The sequence below is a fragment of the Clostridium sp. AWRP genome, assembly GCF_004006395.2.
Lineage (GTDB): Bacteria > Bacillota > Clostridia > Clostridiales > Clostridiaceae > Clostridium_B.
This window is the reverse complement of the sequence record NZ_CP029758.2, coordinates 1,044,137-1,058,481: the sequence shown is the minus strand read 5'-3', so window position 1 is coordinate 1,058,481 and position 14,345 is coordinate 1,044,137. Positions and strand designations below refer to the sequence as shown.

11 protein-coding genes are annotated in these 14,345 nt (G+C 31.4%); 1 reads left to right on the top strand and 10 read right to left on the bottom strand.

Features of this window, described 5'->3' with window-relative positions; translation table 11 throughout:
• Window positions 1-139: 139 nt before the first annotated feature.
• From ssb to DMR38_RS04680, 5 genes are all read right to left on the bottom strand, one after another.
• Window positions 140-472 (bottom strand): single-stranded DNA-binding protein, encoded by a 333-nt coding sequence (gene ssb, locus DMR38_RS04700; protein WP_127720221.1) that lies wholly within the window; start codon window positions 470-472, stop codon window positions 140-142.
• Window positions 473-744: 272 nt separating this feature from the next.
• Entirely contained in the window at window positions 745-1,176 is a 432-nt protein-coding gene (gene dut / locus DMR38_RS04695; RefSeq protein ID WP_127720220.1) for a dUTP diphosphatase, read from the bottom strand.
• Window positions 1,177-1,330: 154 nt separating this feature from the next.
• Entirely contained in the window at window positions 1,331-1,705 is a 375-nt protein-coding gene (locus DMR38_RS04690; protein ID WP_127720219.1) for a carbonic anhydrase, read from the bottom strand.
• 107 nt (window positions 1,706-1,812) lie between these two features.
• Window positions 1,813-2,193 carry a YopX family protein gene (locus DMR38_RS04685; RefSeq protein ID WP_127720218.1) on the bottom strand — a complete coding sequence of 127 codons (381 nt, stop codon included), beginning with the start codon at window positions 2,191-2,193 and terminating at the stop codon, window positions 1,813-1,815.
• 73 nt (window positions 2,194-2,266) lie between these two features.
• Window positions 2,267-2,830, bottom strand: coding sequence for a DUF3867 domain-containing protein (locus DMR38_RS04680; RefSeq protein WP_127720217.1), 564 nt, complete (start codon window positions 2,828-2,830; stop codon window positions 2,267-2,269).
• A gap of 263 nt (window positions 2,831-3,093) precedes the next feature.
• Between DMR38_RS04680 and DMR38_RS04675 the strand changes: the two genes are divergently transcribed.
• Window positions 3,094-3,558 carry a DUF441 domain-containing protein gene (locus tag DMR38_RS04675; protein ID WP_013237675.1) on the top strand — a complete coding sequence of 155 codons (465 nt, stop codon included), beginning with the start codon at window positions 3,094-3,096 and terminating at the stop codon, window positions 3,556-3,558.
• Between the two features lie 69 nt (window positions 3,559-3,627).
• On the opposite strand, the gene DMR38_RS04670 is transcribed toward DMR38_RS04675, so the two are convergent.
• The 5 genes from DMR38_RS04670 to DMR38_RS04650 form a co-directional block, all read right to left on the bottom strand.
• Window positions 3,628-4,926 carry a homoserine dehydrogenase gene (locus DMR38_RS04670; protein ID WP_127723907.1) on the bottom strand — a complete coding sequence of 433 codons (1,299 nt, stop codon included), beginning with the start codon at window positions 4,924-4,926 and terminating at the stop codon, window positions 3,628-3,630.
• 161 nt (window positions 4,927-5,087) lie between these two features.
• Window positions 5,088-5,885 (bottom strand): Ig-like domain-containing protein, encoded by a 798-nt coding sequence (locus DMR38_RS04665; protein WP_127720216.1) that lies wholly within the window; start codon window positions 5,883-5,885, stop codon window positions 5,088-5,090.
• Window positions 5,886-6,022: 137 nt separating this feature from the next.
• Window positions 6,023-10,837 (bottom strand): DUF5050 domain-containing protein, encoded by a 4,815-nt coding sequence (locus DMR38_RS04660; protein ID WP_127720215.1) that lies wholly within the window; start codon window positions 10,835-10,837, stop codon window positions 6,023-6,025.
• Between the two features lie 209 nt (window positions 10,838-11,046).
• Window positions 11,047-13,296: a cell wall-binding repeat-containing protein gene (locus DMR38_RS04655; RefSeq protein ID WP_127720214.1), complete on the bottom strand. Its 2,250-nt coding sequence runs from the start codon at window positions 13,294-13,296 to the stop codon at window positions 11,047-11,049.
• A gap of 240 nt (window positions 13,297-13,536) precedes the next feature.
• Window positions 13,537-14,274 carry a FlxA-like family protein gene (locus DMR38_RS04650; protein WP_175412919.1) on the bottom strand — a complete coding sequence of 246 codons (738 nt, stop codon included), beginning with the start codon at window positions 14,272-14,274 and terminating at the stop codon, window positions 13,537-13,539.
• Window positions 14,275-14,345: the final 71 nt, after the last annotated feature.

The window sequence follows — 14,345 nt, the reverse complement described above, 5'->3', positions numbered from 1 at the left end:
TTTTCACTATATTTTCCTATTATATCATACTCTAGAATAATATAAAAAACAATAAATAACCTACCTTCAATAAGCAATTAAAAATTGGGGTAATCTTTTAATTTTACCCCAATTTTTCCTATAACTGTACTTCTTTAAATTATGCCAGAGCTTCCTTTTCGCGGTCTAAAAACTGAACCTTGTCTGCTTCTACAGTCGTGAAATACTTTTTTATATCATCTTTAGTATAGCTTTTAGTAATTATTTTACCATTTACTCCTATAAGTCTTCCTTTTTTTAAATAGGGAAGCATTTTATTTCCATAATTAGTCCAATAGGAAACAGGAATAAAATCCGCTTCTCTTTCTCCAGTTTTACTTACAAAATCTCTGCCTACTGCCAGAATGAACTTAACTACACTTCTATCGTAATTTTCCAGCTGAACCAATTCTGCATCCTTAGTTAACCTTCCAATAAGAGTAACATTATTCAATAGCTTTTACCTCCTGGTTATTTTTTCTATAATTATGTCCAGGAGGAAAGCTTTTATTCATATAACTCAACTTGCGAAGTTTAAAAATAACATACAATAATTAATTCACAATGCATAATGCACAATTCACAATTAATGGCGATTTTCTGTTGTCACAGAAAATCTAAAAATTTAATGTTCATACCACTTAGTTTTTAGATTTTTCGCAACATAGCGAAGAAAAATCCTCCTTAACTCTTCACTATTAACTATTAACTATTAATTCTTAACTCCTATCTCGTTCCAGTAGATCCGAATCCTCCTTCCCCTCTTTCAGTGTCACTTAGTTCTTCTACTTCTTGTACATATACTCTTTCCACAGGCTTTACTACCATTTGAGCAATTTTCATATTTTTTTCAACTAAAAAAGGTTCCTGTCCTAAATTGATCATAAGTACTTTTATCTCACCCCTGTATCCTTCATCTACAGTACCAGGTGTATTCAGAAGAGTTATGCCATATTTTAATGCAAGACCACTTCTTGGTCTAACTTGAGCTTCTGTATTTGGTGGAAGCTGAATCTTAATCCCTGTAGATACTAACTTCCTTTCCATTGGTTTTATTGAGACTTCTTCTACTGAAAATAGATCAAGGCCTGCATCTCCCTTATGTGCGTAAAATGGAGTTACAGCGTCCTCATTAATTTTTTTTATTAATAACTTCATAAATTACAAACATCCTTTCACAATTAATCTACATGTTTTTTAACAATTAATAGTTCTTAACTTTTAAGCATATTTGTCTACAAAAGAAACTGTTCATATCAATCTAAAAATTTGCTATTGCAACAGCTCCTTATTAAAATCACAATATAAATGCCTAAATTTTTTCCACTTCAAAATTTTCATTTATCCAAAGACCTATAACTTCAATATTCTTATATAATTTTTTTATTATGCAAACAGACTTTTTTATGTGCTTTAGGTGAGTTGCCTTATCTACTTTATTTGCTGCACAGTCATAATGTCCTACTACAAATGCAGTAGAAGCTCCGTGAGAATTTATTGATATATCCATCTTATACTTTAATGAATTGATAAAATTTTCATCTTCGCTGCAAATTACTTTATCAATTCCTGGTTCTGATATTATATCTACATATTTTACACGAAAATTGTCCCTTATCCAATTTATTGCAGGAAGTTGAGTCCTTCCATCCATACAATTTAACAATACAGCAAAATTACTTTTCAAAGCAATCCACCCCTTATAATAAAATTAAAATTTTACTATAAGTTTATAGCAGCTTAAAGTAAAAATCAATATAACTAACTCAGCTTTCTCAAGTACAATTAGATCATTTAAGATATTATTTCATTATATTCCAAAAATATATTGCCTGTAACTATTACATTTTCCTTCAACATTTGGATGTACAAATATTCATTTTCTACATAAAAACCATAGAGTTCAGTTGCATCAGTAATTTCTCCACATTCACCTATAAATTTTTCAAAAGAATATCTTCCAAATTTCACAGGCAGCTTAATAGAACTTTTTTCATTATTTATAGATATTATATCCCCCTCAAAAATCTCTCTACTATTCTTATCTTTTAAGCCTGTAAACTCAAGGGATATAAATCTATCTTTAACTTTGCAATTTTGTTCTGGATAGGGATTTTCATTTATATAAAAACACTTTTTTTCCTTATCCCATATTTTGAATTTAAATTTTCTCATACTAAATCCCCCCAAGCCACATTAAAATATTCCCCATATTGACCAATATAGGGAATGGTTTTATATAATTAAACTAGTATTCAAATTCTTTAACATTTGAACATAATGATATTTTAAGTTTTTTATCTTTTACTACCTTTTTATAGGAACACAAAAATTCATTTAACTCGGGATCCTGCAAATCTATATCTTTTTCACTTTTTAAAGTAAGTTTTTCTTCACTTATAAGTATACTAAGACTATTCAATGAATTATTTATAGTATAAGTGGTTACTAAGGCACTGCCCATACCCTGCTTATATTTTTCCTGAAATGATACTGTTTTTCTCAAAGATTCATAGTCAACATTTTTATTTACAGAAGGAATTTCAATTCCCATGTCTTTCATCTGCTTTTCTACATCTTCCATATTAAAGCCATATCTTTCCATAAGTTTTTTTTGAATGTTAAAAAGCTTTTCTTGTGATATATTGTTTTTTTCCATATATTCTTGAATGTTTTTATAAAAATCTCCCATTGATAATTTCCCCTGAGACATATCATAGGAAAGTCCATATACATAATCTTCAAATTTCTCTATATCTTTTTCCCTAGCTCTATTTTTAATTTCATCGAAGTTTACGATTCTATCATCCATAACAAGTTCTCCCCTTAAAAATACATTTTTAATATTTATTAACTAACTCTAATATAACTATTCTATCAAAACATATACTATTATACTATACAATTGAATAACTTTTTTCAATGGAAATTCATTAAAATTATTATAATTTTCTATGAATTATTCCCCTAAATTGCATTTTATTAACTTATAAATAGTATATATTATTACTCGACATTTTATTATTCTTACTATACTTATATAAATTGTTTATTACATTTTAGGAGATGGTTTAAATGGAATCAACTATAATTTTAGTCATAATCTTAGCAGCTGCAGTTCTTGGAAAAGCAAATTCCGTAGCCCTAGCTGCCTGTATTCTTCTATTTTTAAAGCTTCTTAACATAGACAAGTATGTATTCCCAACTTTACAGGAAAATGGAATTTTCTGGGGAGTAGTAATACTAGTAGCTTCAATTTTAATTCCAATTGCAAATGGAAGTGTGAAATATATAAGTATTAGAAATGTATTTACCTCATGGCTTGGAATATTTGCCCTGCTCATATCCCTTTTTACAACCTATTTAAGTGGTCTTGGCATGCAGTATTTAACTGTACAAGGTCATACTGAAGTAATGCCAGCGCTAATCTTGGGAGCAGTAATTGCCGCTGCTTTTTTAGGCGGTGTTCCCGTAGGTCCTATGATAACATCTGGAATGATTGCTTTGGGATTGAAATTTTTTCACAAAATAGGACTTTAAAAAAATTATTAGGGCAGCTGCTGCATAAAAAACTTTTTCAAGTAACAACTGCCTCAAGTTAAATTGAATTTATTTAAAATCTTCAATTCTTATAATATTGTCTATTTGCATTACAGATTTCAAATCAACAATTTCTTTAATAGCAGAATTAATCTCTGCCTCTTCTATCTTATGAGTAATTAATACTATAGTTACTTTATCCTTTGACTCTTCCCTGCCTTTTTGCATTACTGAGCGAAGACTTACATTATGTTTTCCTAAAATTGTGGTTATTTCGCCAAGTACGCCTGACTGGTCCTTTACAGAAAGTCTAATATAAAATTTACTTGCACAATCTTTTATATTTTTTATTTCCCTATGCCATAGGTTATTTTTCACTACAGAATTAAAATTTTCTATATCCACATTACTTCTCAATATAGCAATAATATCACTTACTACAGCGCTACCTGTTGGTAAGCTTCCTGCACCTCTTCCATAAAACATCAGATCTCCCACTGCATTGCCCTTTATAAATATTGCATTAAAAGAATCATATACGTTAGCAAGTGGGTGTGATTCTGGAATCATGGTTGGATGTACTTTAAGTTCAAGCTTACCTTCATTTTCTTTTGCAATAGCAAGCAGCTTTATTACCATATTAAATTTTTTAGCATATTTTATATCTATAGATTTAATTTTTGTAATACCTTCTCTATACACATTATCTACATTAATTTTTGTTCCAAAAGCTAGTGATGAAAGTATCGCTAATTTATATTGGGAATCAAATCCCTCAATGTCCGACGTAGGGTCAGCTTCAGCATATCCCATATCCTGTGCCTGTTTTAAAGCCACATCAAAATCCAATTTTTCCAATTGCATTTTAGTCAAAATATAGTTTGTAGTTCCATTTACTATACCATATAGTTCTTCAATTTTATTTGCAGTTAAACTTTCGTCTATTCCATTTATTATTGGAATTCCTCCAGCTACACTTGCCTCATAGTTAAACATTACTCCTTTGCTGTCTGCTTTTTCAAAAAGTTCGTCTCCACCAGTTGCAAGCAGCATTTTGTTTGCAGTTACTATCTGCTTTTTTCTATCCATACATTTGAGCATATATTCCCTTGCAGGATTTATTCCACCCATAACTTCAACTACAATTTTAATAGAATCATCTTCTAATATGTCATTAAAATCCGTAGTCACAATTTCATCTGGAACTTCCACATCTCTATGTTTGTTTCTATCTTTTACAAGAATCTTTGCTACCTCTACTTCGTATCCTGACCTCTTCATTATTTCCTTTTTATTGGAATTCAATATTGTCCAAACTCCTGCGCCAACATTTCCAAGACCCATCAATGCTATCCTAACTTTTTTCATTTCCATTTTCCTTTCTAATGTGTATTTTTCCCTTTTCAGCATATCATTCATTCAAAGTCTAAAGTATAATGAGAATATTTTATCACATATAGTTCTTTTTTAAAATAGTGCCTGTCACCTTAGTGGAACATTTCTGTTTCCTAATAGTGACAGGCACCTTTTTAATTTGCTAGAGTTATGTTCATAATAATGTTGTTTTTCGTAGAGCTTACATCCAATGTAGATGTTCCAAGCAATTTTCCACTATTATCATATAAGTATACTTGTAATGTATTTTTTGATACAAATGTAATAATACTACTATTAATAGCAAAATAATTGTTATTTTCTTCTATTTTATATTTTGTAACATTTGGTAAATTTGTAGATACCGATATTTTCCTCAATGGAACCGATGGGGAAACTTCCACATTTGCTGAAGCAGTATAGCTATTATTGTTACTACCGTTACCGCCAGTATTATTACTACTGCCACCAGTATTACTACTACTACTGCCACCAGTATTACTACTACTGTTGCCACCACTATTATTACTGCTGTTACCACCAGTATTGATGCTACTATTAGAAACTAAACTAAAATTTAGTACAGCAGGTTGTGATAAATGCCTTCCTTTTTTAGATTTAATGTTTTTGTCTATAGTTAATTTATAGTTATGGGATAATTTATATCCTCCGGAAGGTGGATTAATCTTTGCTGAATTTTCATCAGTACCCGCTGAAACACTTACAGTAACAGTACTACCGTTTGTAATATCTTGAAGCTTTATATTATTATTTAAAGAATTAATATCTACTGGTTCTCCAAATTTCACTGTCCATACTTTGTTTGTGTCATTTATAGTTTTGGTTCCCATATCTTTAAAATCTGCCGCCAAAACACTTGAGGAACCATAGGAAATACAACAAATCATTACAAATGATACAATTAATGCAGCTCTTTTAATAACTTTTTTCAATTTTTCTTCCTCCTTTTAAGTATTGAATACAATCGGAAACTCTATATAAACATTCATCTTGATGAAAAAAGCAGTCCTATTACTAGAACTGCTTTTTTATATTTTTTAACTAGTACTTGACATCTTAATTAATGTTATTAGTTTGTTCCTGTAACAGATGTTATATCTGTAAATCCTAATTCAGCACTAATTGACCCGTCTCCTGTTGATGTAGTAATTGATTTGCCGTCTACTATTGATGGTTCAGTAAAGTCTATTTTAGCTGCAGCTCCTGTTGCTACTGTAGTAAGAGTTAACTTTCCTTCTCCATCATCACCAACTTTAATAACACCGCTTCCAATAGATGTATTTATGTCTGTTTGTAATGCAGTTTCTAACTGAGTTAATGTTATTGGAGTAGTGCTACTTCCACTTAATTGTAAAGTATAAGTTAATGCAATAGCTTTAGTATTTATTACTAAATTTCTTCCATCTGATAATACTTTTTCTGAATATTTAACATTTAATATCGGTGCTGTTGCTGCAGTCTTAACTGCTGGTGCTGCTGCTAATTGAACTGGTATATTTGCTATATTACCAGGCATTGCAGTTCCTGTAGCTTTACTCCTTACATCTATAGAACCTGACTGTGTAACTGGAATAGTATTTCCTGAAGTAAAGTTATTCCATGTTGTTCCTGTAGTGCTGCCAACATTTACCCTATATTCAAGTCCTGTAGAAAGACTTGTTAATTTAACTCCCCCTGTTACTTGAGTTGAAGTTACATTAGGTGCTGCCGCTTGAGTTACTGATATCTTTTCAACATTAGAAGCTTTAGTTTGGCCACTTGCCTTAGTTCTAACTTGTACTCCATTAGTTGTATTTATTATGTTTACATCTTCTGATTTGAAAGCTCCATTATTGTCTACACTGTTCCAATTTAATCCGCCATCTATGCTATACTCATAACTTGAAGGAGTAGAAATAGCTGTCCCATCTGGATTCTTTAATCCTCCTATTAAATTATGATTTGCATCATAGCTAAATTCAAATTTTGCAGATGGTGCTGTAGGTGAAGCAGTCAAATTAATAACCTGTGCCTCTGAAGCCGGTGTATTTCCATTTGCTCTATACCTTACTTGTACGCTTGTAGTAGTAGATTTATTTAACAAGTTTAAATCATTTGATGAAGTAATTAACTGAGTTCCAGTTGACGTTACAGGCGTCCATGATTGTCCATTATTTACACTATATTCTTCACTAGTATCAACATTTCTAATTGCTATATTGCCATTGCCATCATTAAATGTAAATGTTGCTGTTTTTCCATTTTTATCTGGTGCTTTTGGTGCTGCTTGAGTTGGATTACTCTCTGCATCATCAATTTTAAAGTTAATAGTTTTTTCTGTCGTAGCACCATTTATATTATTTGTCGTATCTAATGTCAATACATAGTTTCCATCTACAGTCAATGATCCACCCTTATAACTTGTTGGATCTACTATATAATCAGTTTTATATCCATTTCTTGTTATTGTAGCTTTTGTAGTATTATGATCTGTATCTGTTATTGTAATTCCACTAATAACTTTATCATAGATTCCTCCATCTGATACTCCAAAAACTGATGGTGATGTTGCTTTATCATCTGCATCAACTCTAAATATTTTTGTAGAAACATTTGTTGCTCCATTTTCTGTACTTGTAGATGTAACTGTTAATTTATAGTATCCATTCTGTTGTATAGTAGTCCTTTGGAAAGCTACTTTAGCAACATTATCCCAAGCTGTATCAGTTGCTGATGCAACTGGTGGTATATAAGAATCTAATCTCTGTATTACTGCTGTATCAACAGTTTTTGCTAAATCTATCCATGTTGGTGTTGCTTGATAGTAAGTATCAATAGTAGTACTTTCTGTGCCTTTTTTCTCTAACATTTTTATATCTACCGTTGCAGGTACTGATGAATTTACTGTAAATTTAACAGTGGTAACATTTGTTGCACTAGATGGATTCATACCTGATACAGTCTTTGTTCCTACAACTGTAAGTGCATAGCTTCCATCGCCTTTATTCTCTATTGTACTTTCCAAATCACTACTATCTTTTATAGCCTTATAAGTTGTTCCAGTTGTATCAACAACTCCATTATTCATAGAATATGTTTTTGAACCATTTCCTGAAATAGGATTTCCATCTTTAGTTAATACCGCACAATATTTTGTGCTATTATCTGCATCAATAATGCTATCATCATTCCAAGTTACAGTTGGGAACAATGACTTATCAGTAGATTTATCTTTCTTAATAGTATATGTTCCTCCATCCGATATTCCTGTTATCGTAGGTGACTGGAATAATCCATAAGACACAGGCTTACTTTCAAGTACTGGACCATTACCTAAAACTTTAACTGATACTTGTAATGATCTGGTCATAGAAACTAGTGTAGATCCTGCTTGACATGGATACCAAGTTGGATTTGTATTAGTTTTTAAATCATCATAAGTAAATACCATTTCTGTAGTAGTTCCAGTTATTCTTCCAAGGTTTAGATCAATTCCTATATAACTAGGTACTGTTGCCCTACTTATTTCAATTGGTGCTGAAGGAGCACTATCTACATTACCTGCAGCGACTACTCTAAGCATTTGCTTTCCATCTTTATTAGCATCTATCTTAGATATCATAGTAGGAACCTTTAGAACTCCATTACCATCTGCTTTTGCAGAAACATCATAACTTGTAGGAAGAACTGGTACTGTTCCATTTGAATTTTCATCTTGTATATAAACCTTATACAACTTATTAGCCTGTAACCCAGTTATATTTTGATTAGCAGCATCTACTGTAAATCCAGTTGGTGCCTCTGCCTGATACTGAACCCCTACTTTGTTACCTTCTTGTCTGCCTGTTTTAGTTAAACTAATATATACATTTCCACCATCAGGAGAAAGATTTAAGCCTGTCATATTTACTTTTCCACTTGCATCTACAACAGCTGATTTTAATGGTTTTGTATCAGTGCTACTATTATAAACATTTACCACATCACCAGTAGTCAAGCCAGTAATACTTATAGTGTCTTTACTTCCTACATTGTTCACGATTTTTACATTATTAGCATTAATAGTTCCAGAATCTAATGCTACATTCATAGTAACAGATGTTCCATATCCAAGTATTGTACCCTTAAATGTATATACACCTTTTGATGGCTTTGGTACAGTTTTATTCCATGAAACTACTAATGTCTGTTCACTTCCATCACTCATTATGCAAGAAACAGTTTCCGGAAAATTAAATTTTGTTATATCATCTGTAGTATATGTTGGCATAGGTTTAACACTTACTACCCTGCTATTTAATCTAGGTTTTGTTATGGAAATGCCCTTTTGAGTTCCATCTCCATCTTTAGGTGCAACTGAGATCTTCCCTGATTTTATATAATATAGACTATCATTTATTATATTTATATAATCTGCTGAATCATTTACAACTCTATATCCATTTCCTGTGTTATCTAACTTATATATTTTATTGCCATCTACATAACTTATGTAATAAATATTATTATCATCAGTAGCACATATAATTGTAGGTTTATCTGTTAATGCCTTATATGAACTGGCTTTTGCAGATGTTTGTACATTTGTAGTTACACTCATAGGTACTGGAATCTGTCCTTGCGCATTTGTAGATCTATATAGCACTCCATCATAGCCAGTATAGAAAACCAGATAATCATTACAAGCATTAATAAATTTTGTATTTACAGTACTTATCTTTGCCTTTCTGCTATTTCTTAAATCATAGCTATATAATGTATTTGAATCTCCTGCATTAACATAGAACAAGAAGTTTCCTGTAACACTTAAATATTTGGCTTGGTCACTTAAAACCATTTTTTTACCTGTAGAATCCTGTACATATATTCTATCATTGTCACTATGATTTATATAATATATAGAATCTCCTACTACACTTATGCAAGATGCCATATCATCAGAAACTTTTTGTCTCTCTGTGCCATCTATTTTAACCTTATATATCTTTCCACCATCGTTATAATTGCTATAGTATACCCAATCTCCTACTATATTAATATATTTTGCACTGTCATTACTAATAAGCATATCATCTGTACCTGTTGCACTTCTTTTATAAAGTTTACCACTATCTCCTGTGTTACTGTAGTAAATCCATTTTCCATTTTTATCAATCGTAACAAATCCATTATTAACTATATTATAAGCTTTATTTCCTTGTGTAGAACTATCTACATCTGTTGAGTTTCCAGTTAACGTCAAATTAACTGTTAAGTTCTTATCTCCTGATGAAGCCCCATTTGTAACTATATTCAAATATCCATTTGCTAATTCTGTAGCACCATCGCTAGCATATAAATGTACCATATTACCAGCTCCATTAGAAAGTTGTCCCATATAAGTAGCTACATCTGTTAAAGGAGTCATTGGACTGCTTCCTACTTGGAAATAAACTGCTCCACTTACACCTGATAATTGACTGAGCTGACAAGTAAATAAATTTAATCCCTCTGCTAGTAGTTGTTTATAAGTAATATGTGCAATTACATATCCACCAGTAATCGTACTAGGATCTAAAAAATTATTATTTGCATCAGTAACAATTTTTTCCGTAGTTCCATTTCCAGGATAATATGTTAAAGTGTTGCCAACTTTAGATACTATCTGACTGTCATCTACAGTTGCTTCTGTAAATATATCCTTTGCTACACCTGTAGAATCTACATAGTATAATTTACCTAAATTGTTTGCTAGCTGATCATTTACCTTAGCAGTATTAGTACCACTAGGATCATTTGTAAAATAGCTTATATCATAAACATTATTTCCCACTATTATAGAATGAGGTGGCAACTTGGCGTAAACACTAGTACCTATTCCAAGTACAATTGCTGCTGTCATTACCAATAGCCTAGTTTTCTTCATTATTTATTACCTCCATACATTATTGTGTTATAATTATTCACTCGTGAAATTCGCGAGTGTTAATTCACTTAATTTTATAATCTAGTAAATATATCCAATAAAACATTTATATTCTTATAATCGTAACAATTTGTAATTTTTTTACCTTTTTTATATGAAATCTAGCAACAATTTTTACATCATAAGAAAATATATTGTCAACCACTTAGCTAGTTTTCAATTTTTATTGTAACGGTGACAGGTGTACTATAATGCTCTATAGTTGCCGTTACATAGTATGTACTAGCATCGCTTATATCAACAACTGGTGGATCCCAAAGAAGAACATGTACATTTTTTGCTTCTCTAATTCCATTTGGCCCATTTATAACTGCATTTATTCTAGTTGATAACTCACTCATATTAAATACACCATTTGGATAGTAACTTTTCTTAATATTTATAGATACAGCTGGAACGTTGTTAGTTTTTCCATCTACATTAAGAGTAATAATTTTAGGAATTATTCCTATAGTTGCTTTAACTTTTTTATTACCACTTATAGTTCCATTCAGAGTAAATTTAGCAACTCTACAATCATCTAAATATTGATTATCTAAAAAAGTAGAATCAATACTGATAGCATCTGTCCATGTAACTGATACTTTTCTTCCTGTAGTTGGATCTTTTACTGTAGTTGGATATTTTTCATCTTGCATTATAGGGTCCAATTCTCCTAAGTCCATTACATTTGGATCATTAGGATTAGTAGGATAATTTGGATCTTTAGGATCTTTTCCACCTTCTCCTGTAACTATAAGCATAAGACCTACTTTTTTACTATATCCGCTTACTGTTCCCTCATAAGTATACACTCCAGTAGAATATTTAATTTCATTTGCCCAAGTTACAGATAAACTTTGTGTTGAACCATCAGTCATTATAGCTGATACTGTAGTTGGAAATACATAACTAGATTTAGTAGTTACAGTTGCCTTTATGTTATTTATAGTTTTTATAGTCCTACCTGTTCCATTATCAATTGTCGTTAAAGTAAGCTTAACCTTTTTACTGTATTTATCTACTGTTCCATAAAAGACATAGACTCCTGGTTTATTCCCAGACTGTGTGCCGTAATCCCATAACACAGGTACATCCGCTGTTGTACCATCCGTCATCTGAGCCGAAACAGTAGTTGGAAGTCCAAAGCTTGTCCTGCTAACCGCCGTTTGAGTTAAATCATCAATTTTATATGGAAGAGGTTTTACTTTAAGAGTTGCGTATACTGTAGTATCTGTTCCTTTTAATTTTCCTGTAAAAGTATAAGTACCTGGATTTGCAGTATTTACTTGACTTAAGTTCCAATCTATAGCAACTTCCTTTTTGGTGCCATCTGTAGCTGTTATAACCATAGTCGCCCTTGGAGTATATTTCTCACCCTGCCATATAGTATCATTTATAGCATCAGTGCTGCTTACTCCCAAAGTCATATTTTCAACTGAGGTTTCTGAATCATAACTTACGGAACCTGTTCCTCCCAATATTTTTAAATTATTTACTATATGGGTTTTAAGAAAATTTGACGTAGCCTCATCCATTGGACTATCCACAAATAATACTGGAGATGATGTTTTTGGAGCTAAAGCTGATGCACTCAATGAATCTGGAAAGTTCTTAGCAGAAGCTACATATAAGGTACCAGTATTTACTTCATTTTGAAAGGCTTGTATTATGCTTACATTTCTGGCATATGCATTTCCTCCTGACCCTATTCTTTTAACATTAGATAACCCACTTATAACATTGTCACTTATAGTATTTGCATCACCTACTACATATATTTGAGCCATTTTAGATGTATTACCTAAATATTTTTTAACAGAAACAGGCATATGTTCTCCATCTGTCAATATTATAGGCATTCCTTTTAAAGCAGCTATTGATGCTATTGTCATTCCATCTCTAAAATCATTTCCATTTACTAATGCAACCTCACTGGCCTTACCAATCTTTGCTGCAACTTGAAGGGCAGTTTCATATCTGTCTTTACCACCAACTCTAACAACCTTCATTCCTTTAGCCACTAGTGAATCTTCTATACTTTGTGATACTACACCTTTTCCACCCACTATAAATACATTTTTCACATTTAATCTAATAAGTTCCGAAGATGTATAAGGATTTAGCACTTCTGTGTTTGTTAAAAGTATAGGGGCATTGTACTTTTTAGCAAGAGGTGCAGCTGAAAGAGCATCATGGTAATCATCTCCATTTACTAATACAGCATAATCAGTATTAGTACTCCATCCAGCATCACATACTCTAGCAGATGTCTCATACCTATCCATACCACCATACCTATCTACTGTCGGTGCTGCATACACTTTTGTAGTACCTAAAACACCTATAATTGCTGAAGAGGCAATTAATAGAACCAATCTTTTACTTCTAAGCGTACCCTTCAATTTAAAACTATTCATATTAATATATAGGCAACTCCTTTCTTTAGTTTTGTTTAGAATCCCCATTTCTTGCATTTTTATTCTTAGTGCCTGTCACCTTGATGGGGTAATAAATATCCCACTCGGTGACAGGCACCTAACAAGAAACATTTCCATTACTAATATTATACCTAATTTAATAGCAAATTTCACCATAAAATTAGCATATAATCTCCCACGTATTCTGGAAAGGAGTTTAGCTATTACAAAAATCTAAAATTACACAAATACATTTATGGATTTATCTTTGTCCTCTTTACTGTCCTCACCGACATTTTTATTATATTCCTTTAAATTCTTATTATCATTTGCTATTTGTTTATCATCAATTTTACCATTTGGTTGAACATCTTTATTTACATTTATATTTCCATTCTTTTCTATCTCATTCTTTACATCTTTATTCATCTCTCCATTTAATTTTCCTATTTTAGATTCCAAGCTAATTGCACGTCCTTTACTTTGGGCAGCATTAGATCTATTATTTTCAGCACTTTTGTAATTTCTTAGTGCCTCATCTACATCTGCATCTGAATTTAATTCATTAGCTTTATCCATTAAACCACTTCTAACAGAATTAACCGTTTTAATTTGTTTATATATTTTTGATGCATCAAGCAACAAATCCTCTCCAGAATATTTATTATTATTTTGGCCATTAATACCATTAAATTTAGTATTTGTGCTGCTTTTACCATTAGAATTATCATTTTTGCTGTCAACACTATCCACTTGTTTTTGTTGAATTTCAGCATCAATTTCTTGTATCTGCTCTTGAATAGGTTTTATTAACTGCTGTTTAGTGTTAACATCTCCACTTCCATTTTTTATATTGTCTATTTGCTTTTGAAGTGCATCTTTTTGATTCTCAAGTAACTTTATTTCCTGCTCTGATGTATCATTTCTATTTTGAGTCATTGTCTGTATACTTCTATTAGATGAAATCCCATTTATCATATATATACTTCCCCTCTGTATTTGTTTCATATTAATTTATAATCAGCTATCACATGCCTGTCTCCATATGG